This is a genomic window from Streptomyces sp. NPDC057963 (assembly GCF_042887155.1).
GTDB lineage: Bacteria > Actinomycetota > Actinomycetes > Streptomycetales > Streptomycetaceae > Streptomyces.
Map to the genome: position 1 here is coordinate 43,083 of NZ_JBHVPX010000023.1, position 18,507 is coordinate 61,589.

At 66.5% G+C, this 18,507-nt stretch carries 22 protein-coding genes and 4 pseudogenes; 15 read left to right on the plus strand and 11 right to left on the minus strand.

Going from position 1 to position 18,507, the window contains the following annotated elements:
• Nucleotides 1–388: 388 nt before the first annotated feature.
• From ACFVT1_RS34050 to ACFVT1_RS34070, 5 genes and pseudogenes are all read left to right on the plus strand, one after another.
• A complete protein-coding gene (locus tag ACFVT1_RS34050; protein WP_389802678.1) occupies nt 389–1,543 on the plus strand; it encodes a tyrosine-type recombinase/integrase in 1,155 nt (384 codons plus the stop codon).
• On the plus strand, nt 1,543–1,884 hold the full coding sequence (locus ACFVT1_RS34055; RefSeq protein WP_389802681.1) for a helix-turn-helix domain-containing protein: 342 nt from the start codon (nt 1,543–1,545) through the stop codon (nt 1,882–1,884). The genes ACFVT1_RS34050 and ACFVT1_RS34055 overlap by 1 nt, the downstream gene beginning before the upstream one ends.
• Complete coding sequence (locus ACFVT1_RS34060; RefSeq protein WP_389802684.1) at nt 1,881–2,273, plus strand: hypothetical protein; 393 nt, start codon at nt 1,881–1,883, stop codon at nt 2,271–2,273. The genes ACFVT1_RS34055 and ACFVT1_RS34060 overlap by 4 nt, the downstream gene beginning before the upstream one ends.
• Nucleotides 2,274–2,287: 14 nt before the next feature.
• Nucleotides 2,288–2,953 carry a nitroreductase gene (locus ACFVT1_RS34065; RefSeq protein WP_389802687.1) on the plus strand — a complete coding sequence of 222 codons (666 nt, stop codon included), beginning with the start codon at nt 2,288–2,290 and terminating at the stop codon, nt 2,951–2,953.
• Between the two features lie 94 nt (nt 2,954–3,047).
• Nucleotides 3,048–3,164, plus strand: a pseudogene (locus tag ACFVT1_RS34070) (transporter); the annotation flags it as partial.
• 42 nt (nt 3,165–3,206) lie between these two features.
• Here ACFVT1_RS34070 and ACFVT1_RS34075 read toward each other — a convergent pair.
• Nucleotides 3,207–3,847 (minus strand): annotated as a pseudogene (locus ACFVT1_RS34075) (IS5 family transposase); the annotation flags it as partial.
• 2 nt (nt 3,848–3,849) lie between these two features.
• Nucleotides 3,850–4,092: pseudogene (locus tag ACFVT1_RS34080) on the minus strand (DUF6112 family protein); the annotation flags it as partial.
• Between the two features lie 199 nt (nt 4,093–4,291).
• Here ACFVT1_RS34080 and ACFVT1_RS34085 point away from each other — a divergent pair.
• Together ACFVT1_RS34085 and ACFVT1_RS34090 are read left to right on the plus strand one after the other, a co-directional pair.
• Nucleotides 4,292–4,735, plus strand: a complete 444-nt coding sequence (locus ACFVT1_RS34085) for a hypothetical protein (protein WP_389802690.1) — start codon at nt 4,292–4,294, stop codon at nt 4,733–4,735.
• A 180-nt stretch (nt 4,736–4,915) separates the two neighbouring features.
• Nucleotides 4,916–5,224, plus strand: coding sequence for a hypothetical protein (locus ACFVT1_RS34090; protein ID WP_389802693.1), 309 nt, complete (start codon nt 4,916–4,918; stop codon nt 5,222–5,224).
• Here the strand turns inward: ACFVT1_RS34090 and ACFVT1_RS34095 are convergent.
• From ACFVT1_RS34095 to ACFVT1_RS34115, 5 genes are all read right to left on the minus strand, one after another.
• A protein-coding gene (locus ACFVT1_RS34095; protein ID WP_389802695.1) for an IS5 family transposase occupies nt 5,218–6,041 on the minus strand; the annotation gives its coding sequence in 2 pieces (ribosomal slippage) (nt 5,218–5,702 and nt 5,702–6,041; 825 coding nt in all). The genes ACFVT1_RS34090 and ACFVT1_RS34095 overlap by 7 nt on opposite strands.
• A gap of 286 nt (nt 6,042–6,327) precedes the next feature.
• Nucleotides 6,328–6,486 (minus strand): helix-turn-helix domain-containing protein, encoded by a 159-nt coding sequence (locus tag ACFVT1_RS34100; RefSeq protein WP_389802782.1) that lies wholly within the window; start codon nt 6,484–6,486, stop codon nt 6,328–6,330.
• Nucleotides 6,487–6,769: 283 nt separating this feature from the next.
• Nucleotides 6,770–7,072, minus strand: coding sequence for a hypothetical protein (locus ACFVT1_RS34105; protein ID WP_389802698.1), 303 nt, complete (start codon nt 7,070–7,072; stop codon nt 6,770–6,772).
• Between the two features lie 154 nt (nt 7,073–7,226).
• Nucleotides 7,227–7,901, minus strand: coding sequence for an alpha/beta hydrolase (locus ACFVT1_RS34110; RefSeq protein ID WP_389802700.1), 675 nt, complete (start codon nt 7,899–7,901; stop codon nt 7,227–7,229).
• A gap of 92 nt (nt 7,902–7,993) precedes the next feature.
• Nucleotides 7,994–8,500 (minus strand): MarR family winged helix-turn-helix transcriptional regulator, encoded by a 507-nt coding sequence (locus ACFVT1_RS34115; RefSeq protein WP_389802784.1) that lies wholly within the window; start codon nt 8,498–8,500, stop codon nt 7,994–7,996.
• A gap of 123 nt (nt 8,501–8,623) precedes the next feature.
• Here ACFVT1_RS34115 and ACFVT1_RS34120 point away from each other — a divergent pair, with 123 nt between their 5' ends.
• From ACFVT1_RS34120 to ACFVT1_RS34130, 3 genes are all read left to right on the plus strand, one after another.
• Nucleotides 8,624–9,907, plus strand: coding sequence for an amidohydrolase family protein (locus ACFVT1_RS34120; protein WP_389802703.1), 1,284 nt, complete (start codon nt 8,624–8,626; stop codon nt 9,905–9,907).
• A gap of 716 nt (nt 9,908–10,623) precedes the next feature.
• A complete protein-coding gene (locus ACFVT1_RS34125) occupies nt 10,624–11,490 on the plus strand; it encodes a phosphotransferase (protein ID WP_389802706.1) in 867 nt (288 codons plus the stop codon).
• Nucleotides 11,491–12,226: 736 nt separating this feature from the next.
• Entirely contained in the window at nt 12,227–13,144 is a 918-nt protein-coding gene (locus ACFVT1_RS34130) for a DUF4232 domain-containing protein (protein WP_389802709.1), read from the plus strand.
• Nucleotides 13,145–13,440: 296 nt separating this feature from the next.
• On the opposite strand, the gene ACFVT1_RS34135 is transcribed toward ACFVT1_RS34130, so the two are convergent.
• The gene (locus tag ACFVT1_RS34135; protein ID WP_389802796.1) at nt 13,441–13,644 is read right to left on the minus strand and encodes a hypothetical protein; all 204 of its coding nucleotides are present in this window, start codon (nt 13,642–13,644) and stop codon (nt 13,441–13,443) included.
• Here ACFVT1_RS34135 and ACFVT1_RS34140 point away from each other — a divergent pair.
• Entirely contained in the window at nt 13,567–13,959 is a 393-nt protein-coding gene (locus ACFVT1_RS34140; protein ID WP_389802787.1) for an NUDIX domain-containing protein, read from the plus strand. The genes ACFVT1_RS34135 and ACFVT1_RS34140 overlap by 78 nt on opposite strands.
• On the opposite strand, the gene ACFVT1_RS34145 is transcribed toward ACFVT1_RS34140, so the two are convergent.
• Both ACFVT1_RS34145 and ACFVT1_RS34150 read right to left on the minus strand, forming a co-directional pair.
• A complete protein-coding gene (locus tag ACFVT1_RS34145) occupies nt 13,938–14,663 on the minus strand; it encodes a TniQ family protein (RefSeq protein WP_389802712.1) in 726 nt (241 codons plus the stop codon). The two genes, ACFVT1_RS34140 and ACFVT1_RS34145, sit on opposite strands and share 22 nt — an antisense overlap.
• A pseudogene (locus ACFVT1_RS34150) lies at nt 14,660–15,118 on the minus strand (ATP/GTP-binding protein); the annotation flags it as partial. The pseudogene ACFVT1_RS34150 and the gene ACFVT1_RS34145, both read right to left, overlap by 4 nt.
• A 316-nt stretch (nt 15,119–15,434) precedes the next feature.
• Between ACFVT1_RS34150 and ACFVT1_RS34155 the strand changes: the two are divergent.
• Nucleotides 15,435–16,243 (plus strand): IS5 family transposase gene (locus ACFVT1_RS34155; protein ID WP_389802715.1). Its coding sequence is split into 2 segments (ribosomal slippage): nt 15,435–15,774 and nt 15,774–16,243, totalling 810 coding nucleotides; the frame shifts between segments, so codons are not numbered across the junction.
• A 588-nt stretch (nt 16,244–16,831) separates the two neighbouring features.
• Here ACFVT1_RS34155 and ACFVT1_RS34160 read toward each other — a convergent pair.
• Nucleotides 16,832–17,365, minus strand: coding sequence for a shikimate dehydrogenase family protein (locus ACFVT1_RS34160; protein ID WP_389802718.1), 534 nt, complete (start codon nt 17,363–17,365; stop codon nt 16,832–16,834).
• Here ACFVT1_RS34160 and ACFVT1_RS34165 point away from each other — a divergent pair.
• The 3 genes from ACFVT1_RS34165 (at nt 17,359) to ACFVT1_RS34175 (ending at nt 18,492) form a co-directional block, all read left to right on the plus strand.
• Nucleotides 17,359–17,595: a hypothetical protein gene (locus ACFVT1_RS34165; RefSeq protein ID WP_389802721.1), complete on the plus strand. Its 237-nt coding sequence runs from the start codon at nt 17,359–17,361 to the stop codon at nt 17,593–17,595. The genes ACFVT1_RS34160 and ACFVT1_RS34165 overlap by 7 nt on opposite strands.
• Nucleotides 17,596–17,716: 121 nt before the next feature.
• Entirely contained in the window at nt 17,717–18,190 is a 474-nt protein-coding gene (locus ACFVT1_RS34170) for a coenzyme F420-0:L-glutamate ligase (RefSeq protein WP_389802724.1), read from the plus strand.
• The gene (locus ACFVT1_RS34175; protein WP_389802789.1) at nt 18,109–18,492 is read left to right on the plus strand and encodes a coenzyme F420-0:L-glutamate ligase; all 384 of its coding nucleotides are present in this window, start codon (nt 18,109–18,111) and stop codon (nt 18,490–18,492) included. The genes ACFVT1_RS34170 and ACFVT1_RS34175 overlap by 82 nt, the downstream gene beginning before the upstream one ends.
• Nucleotides 18,493–18,507: the final 15 nt, after the last annotated feature.

Sequence of the window (18,507 nt, forward strand, 5' to 3'; positions counted from 1 at the left end):
TGCGGGCAACTCGAAGTAAGGGCGGGTTGCGATCTGCCTCACTGTGACCATTCGGGAATCGCAACACCGCCCGTCGCCATCAAGGTGAAATCGGCTGCGGCAATCACCCCGCTCAATGGCCACACGGACCTATCCGCACACGGCCTCTGCGGACACAAGTCACACGCTCGCGTACTTCATCGTGCGCCGCCCCCGTGGCTTCATCGCCGCTGCCCTGCAGTACGGCCATCTCAAGACGAAGGTCACTCTGAATTACGCCAACCCTCGGGAATTGCATCAGACGGGCGAGAAGTCGCAGGTCACCAGCTCACAGCGACGCTCTGATGCTCTCGCAGGCTACTACGAACTAGCCGTCTGATCAGGCAGTTTGCCGCGCTCATCCCATCTGATGCAGGATCTGCCCTCTAGAAGGGATGGTCTGCGTGGCGCGACGCGAACGGTGGCCCTGGCCGGTGCGGCTCAACTGGAGCTGGTCTCCGGAGTGATCCAGCTGCGTCCGGAGGACGCGATGGTTTCGGCGATGCTGCGCGGATGGCGGGCCCAGCAGATGTCCCGAGGCTTGAAAGAGGACATGATCGCCGGCCGCGAGCGGCTGACCCGGCGCTTCCACGAGTTCACCAACGAGTACCCGTGGGAGTGGCTGCCGGGCCACATGGACGAGTGGCCGGCCTCGCTGACCGGTGAGAGGCACCTGGCGCCGTCCACGATCCGCAGCTACCAGGGCGAGGTACGGCAGTTCACCGAGTTCCTCATCGACGGACGTTACGGCTGGGCGACCGCCTGCGAGGACGCCTTCGGCGCGCACCCGGTGGCGATCTGCCACGAGTGGAACACCATCGCCCACCTCAACGACTATGAGGGCGACCCCGAGGCCCGGCCGTTCACCCGCGACGAGCTGCAGCGGTTCCTCGACTACGCCGACGACCAGGTCGACCGCGCGATACGGTCCAAGCGCAAGGGGGCACTGGCCGCCTACCGGGACGCCACCCTCTTCAAGGTCGTCTACGGATGGGGCCTGCGGCGCACGGAGACCTCGAAGCTGGACGTGGTCGACTTCGGCCGCAATCCGAAGGCGCGTCAGTTCGGCCGGTACGGAACGCTCAACGTGCGCTACGGCAAGGCGAAACGGGGGCAGCCGCCGCGGCGCCGGAACGTGCTGTCGGTCATGGACTGGGCGGTGGACGCGGCCCGGGACTACGTCGAGAACGTCCGTCCGCGTTTCGGCCACGAGGACCTCCCGGCGCTGTGGGTGACCGAACGCGGCGGCCGCGTCAAGCCTTCCGAGATCAACGCCCGGTTCGCCGCCTATCGCGACGCCCTGAAGCTCCCCAAGGCCCTGGTTCCCCATTCCCTCAGACATTCATATGTCACACATTTAACCGAAAACGGTGTAGATAGGCGTTTTATTCGGCAGCGACTGGGCCACGAGTGCGACAGCTCGACAGCCGTATACACCCACGTCAGCGACGACTTCATGAACACTGCTCTGGGTAACGCACTCAACCCGGCGTTCGATGAGGCGCCGACCGGGAAGGATCGATGATGGCCGCCAAGCTCGACTACCGCTGGCACCTGCGTCGCATGATGGCGGATCACAGCATGTTCTCCACTACCGACCTCCTGCCGCCGCTGGCCGCACGCGGCATCAACCTGTCTTCCAGCCAGGTCTACCGCCTCGTAGTCGAGCGCCCCGAGCGCCTCAGCCTGAAGATCCTTATGGCCCTGCTGGACATCCTGGACTGCACGATGGACGACCTGATCGAACCCGTCGCCGCCGTCGGCGCCGTGCAGAGGCCCAAGAAAGCCGCAGCAGGCGGGACAGCCGCCGAGAGCATCGGCGACCTGCGACCCAAGCGAGCCAGGATCGCCCCGGCTGACCAGTGACCGACACCATCGACGAGGCCCTGGCGGACCCGGTGGGCCTGATCGTGCGGCTGGTCTCGACGGTCGAACAAAGTTTGGACACTGCCCGGATCCACGACGTCGTCGTCGATGTCGCCGACGGGCGCCCGAAACGCCGTCGGCTGGCTCAGCTCCTCGCTGACTGCCCACAGGTGCTGACGACCGGCGGGCCGCCGGTCGCGTGGTCGGTGGGACAACTTCTGCGAGGACTGCGGGAGGCCGGCGCGACCTCGATAGCCGCTCCACGGTGCGGTGAATGCGGGCGAACACTGACCTACATGATCAGCCGACGGGGATACCTGCGCGATCCGGATCACCTGTTGCCTCTTGTGCGTGCTGAAGACGGTAGAGAGGTGGTTGTCGTTGAGTGAGGGGAAGAGCAGACGTGGATGTGTATGAAGCTGTGGACAGTCGCCGGGCTGTGCGGGCGTTCAGCGATGAGCCGGTATCCAAAGAGATACTCGAACGTGTGCTGGCCGCAGCGACGCGGGCTCCGTCGAGCGGGAACCTCCAGCCGTGGCATGTGTATGTCGTGACCGGCGAGCCCTTGGCCGAGCTGAAGAGGCGCGCAACGGCCAGGGCACTGGCGGGAGACCCGGGGGATGAGCGGGAGTATCCGATGTACCCGGCCGAACTGACCTCGCCCTATGTGGACCGTTTTTCCGCCGCGGCTGCCCAGCGGTACAAAGCGCTGGGGATCGAGCGCGACGACCCCGACAGGCCCATGAAGATCGCCGCCTTGAACTCGGAGGCGTTCGGGGCACCGGTCGTGGTGTTCTGCTACCTCGACCGGACGATGGGGCCAGGGCAGTGGGGGGACGCGGGGATGCACTTGCAGACGGTCATGCTGTTGCTGAGGGCGGAAGGTCTGCACAGCTGCCCTCAGGTGATGTGGACGATGTATCGCAAGACCGTCAGCCAGATCGTCGGAGCCGATGACGGGCTCGTGCTGTTCTGCGGTGTCTCGGTGGGATTCGAGAAGGAGGGCGTGCCGCGGCTGCGTACCGGGCGGGCTGACATGACAGAAACAGTGAGCTTCATCGGAGGGTGACCGGGCATGTCGGTCTGGCGTCGGCCCGGATCCTCGCAACTCGTAGTTCAGAGAAGGTGTCATCAACCAGGGCCTGTTCTATCTCTCGTGGCTGATGGATCACCGGTCCGAGTTCGAGCACCTGGTTCGTGACCGGCTCGGGGCTACGGCCGCATCCCAGGTGCTGTGGAGCGGACCGCGTCTGATCTGTATCGCCGGCGACTTCACGCGCTAGGGCGTGTCTGACAAATGATCACCTGGCTGGTTCGCGGAGTCAGAGGATCAGGGAGGCCAGGACGATTCCGGCGCGGTAGCGATCGGCGGGCTTGTCGAATCTGGTCGAGATCGCGCGGAACTGCTTGGGGCGGGCGAAACATCGTTCGACCACGTTGCGGTCGCGGTAAATCTCCTTGTCGAAGGCGGGCGGGCGGCCGCCGAGGCGCCCTCGGTGTTGGCGGTTGGCCGCTTGGTCACGGCGTTCGGGGATCGTGGCAGCGACTCCGCGGCGCCGCAGCAGGTGGCGGATCGCCCGGCTCGAATAGGCCTTGTCGCTCAGCACGTGCTCCGGCGTCGTGCGCGGGCGCCCCGTGACGACGCGCGGGGTACGGATCCCGTCGGGGACCTCGCCGAACGCGGTGGCATCGTTGACGTTGCCGGGCGTGAGCACGATGGGCAAGGGCAGGCCCCGGCCGTCGACGGCGAGGTGGACCTTGGTTGTCAGCCCGCCTCGGGACCGGCCGGGGGCCTGGCGCGTCTGCAAGCGGCCCGGATCGTCCAGTTCGTCCGCGTCCGCATCCCCTTTTTGCGGGCGCCGGCAGCGTGCTGGTGGGCACGGTTGACCGTGGAGTCGACCGAGACGGTCCACTCCACCCGGCCCACCGCGTCGTCACGGACCTGCACCTGTTCCGGCAACCTATGAAGTTGATCAGCGTGACCGCCGCTCCGCACAGGGTCGCGGCACCGCACGAGACCAGCACCCCGGTCTTGCCACGGGACGCGAGATGAGGGTTGCTGCTGTTGGCTCCGAAACCCCAGACGATCGCCGAGATGATGAGCGCGAGCACGCTCAGGAACAGGCCGACGGTCATCACCGCGCCCACGATGTCGCGCAACTGCGCGATCCCCGGAAGCCCGCTACTGTTGGGGTCAATATCGATCACGGCTTGGTCCTCCTGTCGGCGTGCGGACGTGGCTCGTCCGACAGACAGGTGCACCGACCGAGCCCGTCCGCGACCGCAGACGGCGACCCCATCGGGACGGGGCGATGCGACGGAGGCCGGGAATGGCCGCGACGTGCAATCGCAGTGAAGGCGAAGCGCCAGGCCGAGATTCCGGCACCGGTGTGAGGGAGGGTTCAGGATGTTCGGTTCGAAGAAGAAGCTCAACGATCTGATGGCGCAGCTCAGGCCCGACCTGAGTCGGGAATCGCTCGGCGTCGGGCCCGACTTCCCGGGCGTCGCCCCGAACCCGCTCCTGAGCAGTGATGCACGGAAGCGCAATGCGGAACTGCGTACGGGGGCGCTTGCGCTCGGCGTTCTCGTCGACTGGCGGGAGGTCAGCAGCGACGGCAGTCCACGCGTGGTCCTGATGTTCGACGTGGAGACCGCCGACGGCATCTCGTTCCGCGGTATCGCAGACGAAGACCTCACGATCACCGAGCTCACCCGACTCGCCCCAGGACAGACGTTGCCCGTGCGCTACCGGCCGGCCGTCATGGACCACTACGTCGCCCTTGCCCGGGACGCGGACCCCGCCCACGTGCAGCAGCTCTCTGACGAGATCGCGAGCCGCAAGCGGACCTGACCCGAAGCCATGGTTCGAGACCTTGCGCCGTCCTTCAAGCCCTACCGGCAGGTGGCGGGCGTCGATGACTTCATCGACAAGCTCCGCGCGGCCTCACTGATCGTTTCAGAATGGCTTGGCCAGACAGTTGTGCACTGCGAAGATGCGACTTCGACTGGACGGTTGAGAACGGGGCGAGTTGTGACGCAGTGGCAGCTCTTGCAGGGGAACGTCTTGCTCGGTGAGCTCAGTGAGTACGGGTGTGACCAGCCGTTCTTCCTGGCGCGCTTCACTCCGGGGTCAGGCTGGGAGAGGGTGAGGGCCTTGTTCGAGGCATGGGCGGCCCTCAGGGGCCCGGACCCAGATGGCTCTCGCACCGTCGCCGTGGTGAAGCCGTTGAGGGACCTGGAGCTCACGCTGGCCCCGGTCGGCGGCGGGCAACCTTTGCTGCAGGTCTTCAAGAACTGCACGCTGCGCATCGACGGATCTGAGGCCCGCCTCCGCTACTGACCCGGCGAGCGGCGATTCTGCTGGAGTCTTCGCAGGCAGATCACGCTGCAGGCCAGTTCGAGAAGGCCCTGATGGAGGTCGGCGCGTTGCTCGTAGCGGATGCGGAGCTTTTTGAACTGGTGCAGCCAGGCGAAGGCGCGCTCGACCACCCAACGCACCTTGCCCAACCCAGAACCGTGGGCGACGCCGCGTCGGGCGATCATCGGCTTGATCCCACGCTTCCACAGCAGGCGGCGGTACTTGTCGTAGTCGTAACCCCGGTCGGCGTACAGGCGTTGGGGCTTGCGACGCGGGCGTCGCCGCAGGCCCCGGATCGGTGGGACGGCATCCAGCAGCGGCAGCAGCTGGGTGACGTCGTGACGGTTTCCGCCGGTGAGAGTGACGGCCAGCGGGGTGCCGTGGCGGTCGACGATCACATGGTGCTTGGAGCCGGGGCGGGCGCGGTCGACAGGCGAGGGGCCGACGTGATCCCCCCTTTGACGGCCCGGACATGTGAGCCGTCGATGGCGCAGTCGTCCAGGTCCAGCATGTCCGCTCGCCGCAGCTCAGCCAGCAGGGCGGCGTGCGGGCGGGGCCACACGCCAGCCTCGGTCCAGTCCCGCAGCCGACGCCACGCCGTCACTCCGGAGCAGCCCACAGTCCCGGCCGGAACGTCCCGCCAGGCAACACCGGTCCGCAGCACGTACATCACACCCGCGAGCGCCGCCCGGTCCGGCACGCGCAGACGTCCGGGGTATCGATGACGACGCTCGGCGACGGGCGGCAGCAGCGGAGCCACGCGCTCCCAAAGGTCATCTGGAACAAGATCAGCACGCACCCGCACAGCCTGCCAATCAAGATCACCAGGCGCAAGATCGTGGGCTCAACTCCCTGGGCAGGCGGTTCTGCGGGTGGAGTCGTAGCGCCGCGCGATAGGGGTTACGCCGACGGGGCTCCCTACCAGGCGCCGTACATCAGGGCCACTTCTCATTTGCCGACACGGCCGAGTCCGGGGCCGTCGCCGGGCGCCCGTCCCACCAGCGTCGCACCGCGCGGGGGTCGTACCAGTGAGCCCGGCCTCCCGGAAAGGTGGTTGGGCGGGGCAGCCGAGGCGCGCAGTGGACTCAGGAGCTGAGCCGGCAGGAGCGCCAGCGGCGGGCCGTGCGACGGACCAGGCCCCGCTCTTCCAGTTCGCCGAGTTGGTAGTGGACGGAGCTGGTACTGGCCAGGCCGACTCGTTCGGCGATCTGACGGAGGCTGGGCGCTTCGCCGCTCTCGGCGATCGCGCCCGAATGACCTGGAGGATGGACTCCTGCCGCGGAGTGAGGGGGCGTCGCAGCTCATGTCGCTCTGCTCTGTTTCGGGGCGCGGGCGAACCTTCGGAGCGCTATGCGGGCAGCCGGCATCCGGCCGTACCTCGTGCCCCTGAAGGGGTGCCACCAGACCTGTGCGGACAACTGCAGCAGCCGACGGCGCAGGGGGTGTTGTCGGCGGGGCGGATGGTGGTGAGTGCCAGGTAGGCGGCATGCCGCTCGCGCTCGGCATGCATGAGGTCGGTGTCCTGTCTCATTGAAGGTTGAGCGGTCTCACTGAAGGCTGAGTGGTGGCCTCGATGGCTGTGCGCGGGCGCGGAAGTTCTTCGTGGTGCCGACCGAGTCGCCATGTTCTTGCGTAGTTGGCAAGTGAGGCTATGTGGAGGGTGATGCCGTGCTCGCCGATCAGCTGATTCCGGATCGTCCCCCGGTCGAGTCCCTGCTCAAGCATGGGGCCGATGAGGTGCTTGATCGGTTCGATCACGCGGACGCGCCGCCGGGATGATCGCGTGGAGTGGGGCTTCTTCTTGCCTCGCAACATGATGGCTTGCTGCATGTCGTCGCGGATCTCCCAGCGGAAAACACCTGTGCCGGAACCGGTTGCCGCCGGTCAGTGCCACTGCCAACGGGGTACCACCGGCCGGGCCGAATCCACCTATCCCGCCCGAGACTTCCTGACCTGGGCACGCCAACGACACCTCGGTTCGGGCTCAATTGCCGTCGCCCGCTCGCTGACGCTGAATCAGGTCGGCCACGGCGGCCGGGCGACCCAGGTAGGGCGAATGGCTGGTGTCCCACATTTCCGTGCGAGAGCAACGCCCGGCGAAGCGGTCCGGAAGTGGAGTCGCGATGGTCCGGTCTTGCTGCCCGCGAAGGTAGATCGACGGAGTGTCCCGCCAACTCACGCGAGTAGGTGTGGCGTCGAAGATCGACGGAGGTTCCGGACGCAGCAACTCCACCGCACGCGTGGCCGCCGGTTCGTCCACGTCGCCGTAGAGCTTCGCCCGCGCATCGTCCGGGTCCAGGCAGAGCCGCCCGTCCCCGTCCGGCAGCGCGAGCAACCCCTCGCCGGGCTCGCCAGGGGTCTCCGCGAGCACTTTGGCCGGGGATTCACCGACGTCGAGAATCCAGCTGTTGAGGAAGATCAACGCGGCAGCACCACGCACCGTCCCAGCGATGACACCCCCGAACGAATGCCCCACCACCACCGACGGCTCCGACGAGCTCAGGACGATGGCCTCGACCTTCGCGGTGCTCTCGGCGAGCGACAGCTCGTAGAGGTCGGGCACCTCCACGGACAGATCCCGGGCGCGCAGCAGATCGGCAAGTTCGGCGTAGTGAGCGGGCTGGTGCCAGGCTCCGTGAAGGATGATCACGTCAGTCACTTGTGCACATTACCGCTTACTACCCGGCCGGCGTCACGTACTGAGCATGGTTCAGTCGACGCCAGACCTCGTCGACTTCGCTTGCCGCCCGATCACCACCGGTGGTCGGGCACACAATCCTCGGCGAATGCGGGACCAGTCGCTGCGGCATCCGACGCACTGTCGGCCGGATTCTCCTCGAGATTGGCGACAAGCCTTCTCAGCAGGTCCACAAGGAGATCGATTTCTTCGGCGCTGAAGCCTCGCAATGCCTGATCGTTGGTCTCGAACAACACCGAGTGCACCTGTGTGAGCTTTGCCAGTCCGGTCTCAGTCAGCGAGATCAGGCTGACCCGTCGATCATGCTGGGCGGGCGTGCGCCGGATGAGGCCGTCGCGGTCCATCCGGGCAAGCAGCTGGGCCATGGACGGCTGCTCGATCCGGGCCAGCCCCGCCAATTCCTTCTGGGAGAGTGCGTCGGCCTTGCTCAGCGCCGCCAGCACGGGCATCTGCGCGAAAGTCAACCCCAGCGGTCGCAGTCGCCGGTCGTTGACCCGGGACAATGCACGCGAGGCGATGTTGATCAAAGCGGCGGGCGCGGAGCCGAACCTGGAGTGCATCACACGTCAAGTGTATAGGCTCCTATTGACCAACTACATAGGTACCTATACAGTCCAATGCATAGGATCCTATGCAGTTGGCCCGTCAAATAAAACAAGGAGACATCCGTGATCATTCGCAACGTGACCGTCATCGACGGGCAGGAGGCCGCCCCGATCGCCGATGCCGAAGTGGTGGTGACCGACGGACGGTTCAGTGCCATCCGGCCGGCGGCCGACGCGCGGGCAGCGACCGGTGGCACTCCCGTGCTCGACGGGCGGGGTGGCTACCTGGTGCCGGGCCTGTGGGAGAGTCATACGCATCTGGGTGGGCACGCCTACTTCAAGCCCGAGAGCGAGCGGGCGAAGTACGTCTCCCAGCTGCTCGCTGACTTCCTGAGTGCCGGGGTGACCAACGTCGTCGACCTCGGCGGTCCACTGGAGATGGAGCTCGCCGCCCGCGACTACCGCGACAAGGCCACCGACGCCGCTGCCGGGTTGTTCTTCGCCGGGCCGGTGTTCACCGGTGTGGAGGGCTGGCCGGTCCTGGACGATCCGGCACGTGCCCCCATCGCCTACCAGACCGACAATGCCGATGTCGCCTATCGTCAAGCACTGGAGCTGGCCGATCAGGTCGACTTCATCAAGTGCATCTACGACGGCGAGCCCGGCGCTCCGGACAAGCTGCCCCTCGACGCCCTCAAAGCCATCGTCGAGGCCGCCCACGAGAAGGGCAAGAAGGTGCTCGTGCATGTCCACGAACGCATCGATCTGGAGGAGGCGGTGGCGTCCGGCGCAGACGGCATCGAACACGCTTTCCAGCCGGAGAACCCCGGTAGCACCGCAGAGGCCCGCGACGTTGCCGCACTACTGGCGGAGACGAACACCTATTACTGCCCCACCCTGGTCACCTGGGAGCAGATCGCGCACAACGGCGAGGCCGGCTATTTGCAGCAGTTGGTCGATGATGGTTTCGCCACGCACGACGACATCCCGCAGATCACCAGCCGCCCGATCTACGGGCGCCCGTTCCCCCGACATTCCCCGCAGGACTCCCGCATCCGTTTCGACTATGCGATGCGCACGCTGGCGCTGATGCACGACGCGGGAGTGAAGATCACCGCGGGCAGCGACGTGGCCATGTTGATGCCCTCGCCACCCGTCGCCCTGCTGCGAGAACTGCAATTGCTGGCAAAGGCAGGGCTGCCGCTGCCAGCGGTCCTGGCGGCCGGTACCCGGCATTCGGCCGAGAAGATCGGTCAGCAGGCGACGACACCGGGGACGATCACCGTCGGATCCATTGCCGACGCGCTGTTGCTCGATGCCGACCCCTACGCGGACGTCGCGCACCTGGTCGACCGTTCCCACCACATCGGGACGTTGCGGGCTGGGCGGCCAAGCTGGGACGAGGGCCACCCCCGAGCCTGACGCGGCCGATTCCAGGTTCAGATGCGCCAGCACGACAGACAGAGGATTCCTCGAACCTCGTTGGTGCACACCAACAGGCAAGACAACGGTTCCTGGCCTCAACGCTACGAGCCCGCGCTGCCGGTGGCTGATCTCATCCCGATCACCGAGGACAGATCCACAGGGACGGCTGCCCCTTCCCGTCCGGCTGAGGTTGTTCGCGTGAAGGTCAACGAGCTGCTACGCGGACGGTGGCATCCATTTGTCTGTCACAGCAAACGACCTGCGCCAAGACCGATCGGACAGCCCTTAGCAGAGTTCAGAAGCAGCGGCGGCGCCGCCATCGGAAGGGCACTGTCATGCCGCATAGCGCACCATCGGTGACCCACGCTTTCGCGCAGTCCCGCCTTCCGGACGCCTCAGCAGCTGGGCGTGTTCACTTCTAGTTGATCGCCCTGGGCGCCGGGTCTGTGCCCGCCCGCGCGAACTCCTCTACTGCCACCGCTGACACTCCAGCGACATTCGCCACTCAAACTTCAGTGAGACGAACCTACTGGTCATCAAGCATCAGTGAGAACGCTCAACCTTCACTGATACAGGTGTCCTGTGACACCGCTCTTTGAGCTTGTGCCATCGAACTTTGAGTGGTGCTGCTCGTCACTGTGCCGAGCCACAATAGTTGGCACCTGGCCACGCTGGTTGGCATCGCCCTCGCTCATCTGTGCCAAGATTCGAGGATGGATATGACCGACGTCACGCGTGCGATCGCGGCTGCGACTTCGGTCGCCGCATCGCTCGACCTGCCAGCCAACGATGCAATCGTTCTCCACAACTCGAACAAGCTGGCACTGCGGCTGACGCCATGCGACGTCTTTGCCCGGGTCGCCCCTGTGGGACAAGAGGTTGCACAGTTCGAAGTCGATCTCGCTCAGCGGCTCGCCGAGGTCGGATGCCCGGTGTGTCCCTTGGAGCCTCGGGCGGACCCGCGTGTGTACACGCGCGATGGCTTCGCAGTGACGCTGTGGACCTACTACGAGCCCGTGACACCTCACACCTCACCAGTCGACTATGCCAAGGCGCTGGAGCAGCTGCACGCCGGCATGCGCGAGGTCGATGTGCCGAGCCCGAGGTTCACGGACCGGATCACGGAGGCGGAGGAAGTTGTCGCCGACCCGGATCGCTCGCCGGAGCTCACCGACGCGGACCGCGTGTTCCTCAGCGGCAGGCTGGCAAGCCTGCGACGAGCGATCGACGACCGCGGCGCCGTGGAGCAGCTGCTCCACGGCGAGCCGCATCCAGGCAATGTGCTCAGCACGAAGAACGGCCCGTTGTTCATCGACCTTGAGACGTGCTGCCGTGGACCCGTCGAGTTCGATCTCGCCCATGTTCCCGAGGCGGTCTGCGAGCACTACCCAAGCGTTGACCAAGGGCTGCTGGACGAGTGTCGGCAGCTCGTTATCGCGATGGTCGCCGCGTGGCGTTGGGAGCTTGGCGACCAGTTTCCGAATGGGAGGCGATTCGGAGAGGAATTCCTGCGCTTGCTGCGCGAGGGTCCTCCTTGGCCGACACTCGACACAGTGACCAGGCGACTGGATGGTCTGTAGAAATCGCCGAAGGTCACGTGAAAGCGGCAAGGAACCAAGCGACGAGACTGTCGCCGTTGCAACCCCATGCGCGTCGGCCTCGCTGCCGCGCTGAACCATGGCGCCGGTGCCAACAAACGTGGCAATTCATTACAGATGTCAAGAATCTTGGCCAGACGGTGCCAACTATCGTGGCCCGGCACAGTCACGGTGAGGCTCGTGGCGCAGATGGTCCCTGTACCGTCTTCTGCGATCTGGCTCCGGTCTCAGTCGATCTGGTCCGATTCGCTCTCCGTCTCAGGCGGTCTGGTCCGTCGATGCCGCTGTCGGTGCGGGATGGCGGGCTTCGCCCATGAGTTATGACCTTGCTGTCTGGGAAGGCGAGCGTCCTGCAGGCGACGCTGCTGCGGCCCAGTGCTTCACGGATCTGTACGACAAGTACATCGACGCGAACGGGGCTGACGTTCTCCAACCAAGCAAATCGAGGCCTATGTCGCCGCGCTCCTGGAGCGATGGCCCGATCTCACAGAAGTCGAGCCTCTACCGTCCCGGGCCGGGAACGGCGATGCGCCTTCAGAGGGGGGCCAAACACGGCCGGAACAGGCAACCGTAGTTAACACCGTGCCCCTGATCTCGCCCGGAGCCGCGTATCCGCAGGTCGCAGTAGCCCACTCGGCAGGCGGCCCGTGACACGCCTGTGACCGGAATTCTGGCTTACACCATGGCTCGGCGCTCGCGCCCCTGATGGAGTGACCTGATGCGCAAAGTCACTTCCCTTCTTCCGGCCCTCGCCGCACTCCTACTGCTCACGGCGTGCGGATCCGAACAGGCGGGCACCCCCGGCGCAGTCGCCCCCGCGTCAGGGACCGCCGTCACCGACCCGCCCGTGGACGGCGTCCGGATCACTTCGGTGACCATCCCCTCCGCCACGCCCACCCCCAAATCTGACGGGTTCTCCGTCCACGCCGACCCCCTTCCCACCGGTGACTCCGGGATCTCGGCCGCCTACGAAGTCACCAACAACGGAACCGAGGCGCTGACGTACACGATCCTGTTCGACTTCACCACGGACGCCGGCGAAGTCATGGGCAACAGCCATGAGACCGTGCGCTCGGTCGGCCCCGGCGCGACCGAGCGCGGCACGGTCCGGGTGGGGGTGCTGGCCCCCGGAGCGTCCCGGGTGACCCGCGTCAAGGTCTCCCGGGTGACCAAGGTGCCCGCCGCCGAGGCGCCGCTCGCGTCGGGCGAGTGTCCACCCTCCGGCATCCGCCTCACCACCGATGACGGCGACGCCGCGATGGGGCTGCGCGTGGTGGGCTTGCACCTGGAGAACTGTGGGAAGCGCGACTACTCACTTGACGGTTACCCGCTTCTGGAACTGCTGGACAAGGATCTGTCACCCGTCCAAGGCGTCCGGATCGTACATGGAAGCGGTGGCATCAGCACCGGTACCGGATTTGACGAGCCGGCCCGCCCGCTGGTCCTGAAGCCGGGCGAGAGCGCCCTTTCGGGCCTCATGTGGCGCAACACCACCGAGTCCGGCGCCGCCGTCAACGTCCCGTACGTCAGGGTGCGGGCCGAGCAGCGCGCCGATCCGGTGACCGTGACGCCCCACCTCGATCTCGGCACCACCGGCAAGCTGGCCGTCCGTGCCTGGACGCGCCCGTCGAAGTAGGACCCCCGCCCGGTCTCAGTGCCTCCGCTGCGGCCATCAGAGGGGGTTGGTGGGAGCGGCGCCTGATCGTGGACGGGGGTCAAGGGGCAGGCCCCAAGGGCCCTACTGAGCTGCACCGACCAGATTGGTCGAAACACCTGAACCGAACCACATCGACTGAGATGAGCAGCACGAGCAACGCGCATCTGACCAGATCCGCCGAGAATCCGGCTCCCGCCCTGTCTCAACCGATCTGGTCGCCGCTGGTCGAGCCACTTGTCGTAAACCAGATCCGTTGAGACGGGACAGTCCCGTTGTCAGAGGGGCCTGCGATTGTGGGGCTCGTGGACGAGATGGTTGAGCACGTTGACGAGCAGGACCGGGTGTTGGCAGTGGTAGGCCGGGGCGAGGCCGTCCGCCGCGGCTGGTTGCATCGGATTGCGGTGACGGTCTGCCGGGACAGTCGGCGACAGGTCCTTGTCCATCGCCGGTCCGAACAGGTCTCCCGGTTCCCGGGACACTACGAGTTGATGGCAGGCGGAGCCGTCGCGGCGGGAGAGTCCTATGAGGAGGCCGCCGTCCGGGAACTGGCTGAGGAATTGGGCATCGACACGACGGTCCGATCCGTCGTGAAGTTCCTGAACCGAGATGGCCTGAGCCCGCACTGGCTCGGTATCCATGAGGCCGTCGTACTCGTCGACCCGAAGCCCCGGGCCGACGAGGTGGCGTGGCACGGCTGGCTGCCGGAGTCCGAACTGCACGAGTTCATGCACCGGCACCCGTTCACTCCTGACAGCCGCGATGCCTGGGACCGCTATCGCGCTGCCGTCGGGTAGTCCATGGCGACGTCGTGGTGTGGCGGCTGCCGCTCGGTGGAGGGCCGATAGGAGTAGAGCGTGAGGTGGCCGCGTGCCCGGCGGGTCTGGTCGAGCTGCCAGTTCTGGGCATATCGGACTATTGCGCTCCTGGTCAGGGTGATGCCGTGTTCCTCGATCAAGTGGTCCCAGATCTCCGTGGCGGTGCGCCCTTGTTCGAGCAGTAGGGCAATGAGATGGCCGTAAGGGCGCGCGCTCCAGGAGAATCGGCGTCTGAGCTGGTGGGGTGGGGTTCGCGGGGCGTCCAGAGCCTGCCGGACGGTGCGGCGGGAGACCTTGTAACGTTCGGCCAGGGTACGGACGGCGAGTCCCCGGCCGTCCGCGTTCCGTTGGATCTCGAAGAACAGCTGGGCTTGGCTGTTCTCGATGCCGCTGAGGTGCGGGGACGGGATGCGCCCCAGGGCCAGAGTGGTGGGAAGGGTGAGGGCCCGCTGCAGGATGTCGGCGGAGGTATCAGACAGCACCGCGAGGCGGTTGAAGGTGTTTCTGTCTGGAGCGACCCTGCCCGTGGCGAAGTGCGGGCCGGAGACGATGCGGTGCAGATGGCTGGGCTTGATGTGGTTGGCCAGAGCCAGACGGCCGATGAAGGAGTCGATGGTCTCCAGCGGACGGGGGCGGACCCGGACGGGCGGCGGCTGGAGTGTCTCGGGTGGGAGGCCACTCACTGGCCGCCGCCGAGACCGGGGTTCTCTGCGCTGTAGTCGAGGGGGACGGAGCCGAGTGCCTCGCGCGTGATCTCCTCGGTGCCGGTGAGGACGGCGTCGATGGCGGCGCCGCGGATCTGGTGGGACAGAGCGCCGATCATGCTGCCGGTCCGGTCGTGGAGGTAGCGGTCCAGTGCGGTGAGGGTGCCCGGGGTGTGTTCGCGCAGCAGCAGGGTGTTCTCCAGAGCGGCGACCAGGCTCTTCCACTCGGGGCCGTAGGGGAAGGGGTGAGTGGGGATGAGGGTGAAGCGTCCGGCGATCTGGGCCCCGCGAGTGCCGGACAGCAACGTGGTCTGTTCGATGTTGATGCCGGCGTAGACGAACGTGGCAGGTATGCGTTCGGAGAAGTACTTGAGGGTGTCGGCGACTTCGCTGCCGTGCCGGGTGGTCAGGGAGATGTTGTGAACCTCGTCGACTTTACCGACCGCAGGAGCTCGGACACCGGCTCTGAACTGCGACGATTCATAGACTACATGTCCGTGACGGCGAGTTGAAGTCGTTCCTGTAGCTCGTCTGTGTGGTCTCGTGGGACGGCCCATCCACCGCAACGGTGGATGGGCGTTCACGGGTCGGGCTGGCCTGCTTCGAAGAGCTAGGTTCAAGATCTTTCACCAACTGGGGAGTGACCGTTCCCAGCTGAGGAGACAGGGTCGTGGCTGCTAACTGATCGTTTCAGAATGAATCTCGTTGTGGGGCTTGGCAGTTGGCGGTTGTGTCGGCAAGATTTGTTGGGTGTCTGCTGATCTTGTGCCCGATGACCTGTGGGAGCGTGTGGCCCTGCTGCTGCCTGCTCGTCCGCCTCGGCGGCATCGGTATCCCGGGCGGTTGCCGGCGGATGACCGGGCTGCGTTGCGGGGCATCGTTTACGTGCTGTGCAAGAGCGTGAGCTGGCGGGATGTTCCGGCGGAACAGATCGGCTGCAGCGGTGTGACGGCCTGGCGCCGTCTGCGGGACTGGACCGAGGCCGGTGTCTGGCCGCGGCTGCACGAGGTACTGCTGGCCGAGCTGCGGGCCGCGGGCCTGTTGGACATGAACGACGCGGCAGTCGACGGCTCTCATGTCCGGGCCCTCAAAGGGGGGCTCACACCGGACCTTCGCCGGTCGACCGCGCGCGTCCGGGCAGCAAGCACCACCTGATCGTCGACCGGCACGGCACCCCCTTGTCCGTCTCGCTGACCAGCGGAAACCGCCACGACGTCACTCAGCTGATGCCACTGCTGGACGCGATACCCCGCATCCGCGGGACGCGCGGGCGGCCGAGGCACCGGCCGGGCCGGCTGTTCGCCGACCGCGGCTACGACTACGACAAGTACCGCCGCCTCCTCCGGGCCCGCGGCATCACACCGAAGATCGCCCGCAAGGGCACAGCCCATGGCTCCGGCCTGGGCAGGACCCGCTGGGTCGTCGAGCGGACCTTCGCATGGCTCCACCAGTTCAAACGGCTCCGGATCCGCTACGAGATACGAGCCGATCTCCATCTGGGACTCCTCCAACTCGCCCGCAGCATCATCTGCTTGAGACGACTCCGAACCTCATTCTGAAACGATCAGTAATGAACCCCAGGCAAGGACCAGTGTCTGGGCCCGTCGGTGTCCTGGTCCAGCACCAGAAGCCTGCCGTGCTCCACGACGATGCCGGCCACGCGTGTATCCATCCGCCGACGGTATCGGCCACGGACCCGACCTGAGGCGGACACCGATGAACCGCCGGAGACCTTTCAGCGGGCCGGAAAAGCTGAGTGTGTCCCCGTCGACGAGTTCGGTGCGCTCCAGGGCGGGAGGTGTGAGTACCGCTGGGGCGTCGTCTGCGTAGCCGAGGAAGGCGTAGGTGCCCGGCCAGCTCTTCTTCAGCCTGGCTCGAAGGGTCTGCCGGGCGATGAACGCGAAGTGCCATTCGGGAGCCAGCCGCGCGGAATGTCGGCCAGAGCCTCCTTGACGACATGTGCCGTTTCGCCGAACTCGATGAGGCTTGAGAGTCTCGACTACCCGCCAGGGTGGCGGCCGGTCGTAGCAATGCCCGGCGGTGCCCGGCTGGGCCAAGTGCCGGCGCCTGGCGTCCACAGCGGTGCGAGGGCATCCGCGGCCTGGGGTGGCAGCGCCGATACGACGAGGTCAGCGGCCAGGTAGCGGTCAGCGGCTGCCCACGCCTCGATGGTGGCTTGTGATGCCGATTCGTTCGGCCGGGGCTCCGAGGAGGCAACGGGCCCTTCCGGTGCCACGGGCTACGACGACCGCCCGATCGCAGCCCAGCTCGCGCGCGGCGGCGAGCGCTGTGCATGCCGTCGCTCCGGCACCGAGCACGGTGATGCCAGAGACGGTCGTCACGCCCGCTTCGCGCAGGGCCTGCACCATCCCGTAGAGGTCGGTGTTCTCCCCGACGAGTCGGCCGCTGGGTGTCACGACGATGGTGTTCGCCGCGCCGATCCGTGAGGCCGTCTCCGATGCTTCGTCCAGGAGCGGGACGACGGTCTGCTTGAGCGGCATGGTCAGGGAGAAGCCGCGCCAACTGCCGTCGAGGGAGTCCAGGAAGCCCGCCAGATCCTGTGGTTGGCATTCGATCGCGTGGTACGTCCAGGGCAAGCCCATCGCTGCGTAGGCCGCCCGGTGCAGAACGGGCGACAGCGCGCCGTCGACGGGCGACCCGAGCAGAGTCAGCCGTGTCACGGCGCCTGGTGGAGTATCGCGGCCACTCCATCGTCGTTGCGTTCGTAGGCGATGCCCCGCAGTACGGCGACTGGGGCGCCGCGGCCTCGCTGCCCGAGGATCAGGCCGGCCGCTGCCGCCACCAGGTCGGTGAGGGTCTCCTCCTGACGTTTGGTCTTCCCGCAGGGCTCGGCGTGCTCGGTGATGCGCAGCGGCGCGATGCCCGCGGTTATCCCGCCAGTGTCATGTGATCGTCCCCCGGGTGACAGGACACCAACTCCGCTGGTAGGAGCGAGAATGCGTGTGCTGCACCATGCAACAGTGGTGTTGTCCTCAGCCGAGCACACCAGGACAGCGGCATCATGAGCAGTCATGGAGAATCCGAACCAGTCCCTTGCCGCACAGCAGAAGACCGCACCCGCGACCTCAAACCTCTGCGTATTCGCTCTGGAACCCTTCCCCGAGCTCCAGCCGGGCGACGACCTGGCAGGCACGATCACCGGCGTCCTCACCCGCACCGGCATCGAGCTGCAGGACGGGGACGTAGTGGTAGTGGCCTCCAAGGTCGTAAGCATCGCGGAGAAGCGGTACGTCGACCTCGCCAGCGTCACCCCCGGCGCCGAGGCCCTGGAGCTTTCAGCCAAGACGGGCAAGCCCGCCGACATCGTTCAACTGATCTTGGACTCCAGCGAACACTACTTCCTGGCCATCGAGAAGGGCCCGATCATCGGCACACGCTCGGCTACCAGCTCACCTCAGCCGGGATCGACCGCGCCGGCACCGAGGGCGCCTGGCTGCTGCCAGCGGACCCGGACGCCTCTGCCCGCGCGCTGCGGGACGCCCTGATCACCTTCTCTGGGACCGAGGTCGCGGTCGTCATCACGGACTCAGACGGCCGTGCCGACCGGCGCGGGGCCACGTGCATTTCGCTGGGGGCTGCCGGACTTGCACCCCTTCGTGTGACGGAATACGCCGAGCAGGGTGGCAAGGCCAAGCGGCAGGAGGAATCCTTCACCGACATGGTTGCTGCGGCAGCTGGCATCGTTCTGGGCCGGCGTGGACGTGGTGTCCCCGTCGCAGTCCTCCGCGGCATCAACTTCACTCCGAGCGATGAGGAAGTAGCTTCGACGATCCATCGCGAACGGTAGAAGCTGGGCGACGAG

Excerpts from the sequence above, each read along its gene's own strand:
- ACFVT1_RS34115 (WP_389802784.1), bottom strand. The coding sequence starts at position 8,500 with ATGCACTCCAGGTTCGGCTCCGCGCCCGCCGCTTTGATCAACATCGCC.
- ACFVT1_RS34170 (WP_389802724.1), top strand. The coding sequence starts at position 17,717 with ATGGAGAATCCGAACCAGTCCCTTGCCGCACAGCAGAAGACCGCACCC.
- ACFVT1_RS34125 (WP_389802706.1), top strand. The coding sequence starts at position 10,624 with ATGGATATGACCGACGTCACGCGTGCGATCGCGGCTGCGACTTCGGTC.
- ACFVT1_RS34085 (WP_389802690.1), top strand. The coding sequence starts at position 4,292 with ATGTTCGGTTCGAAGAAGAAGCTCAACGATCTGATGGCGCAGCTCAGG.
- ACFVT1_RS34105 (WP_389802698.1), bottom strand. The coding sequence starts at position 7,072 with ATGCAGCAAGCCATCATGTTGCGAGGCAAGAAGAAGCCCCACTCCACG.
- ACFVT1_RS34055 (WP_389802681.1), top strand. The coding sequence starts at position 1,543 with ATGGCCGCCAAGCTCGACTACCGCTGGCACCTGCGTCGCATGATGGCG.
- ACFVT1_RS34050 (WP_389802678.1), top strand. The coding sequence starts at position 389 with ATGCAGGATCTGCCCTCTAGAAGGGATGGTCTGCGTGGCGCGACGCGA.
- ACFVT1_RS34130 (WP_389802709.1), top strand. The coding sequence starts at position 12,227 with ATGCGCAAAGTCACTTCCCTTCTTCCGGCCCTCGCCGCACTCCTACTG.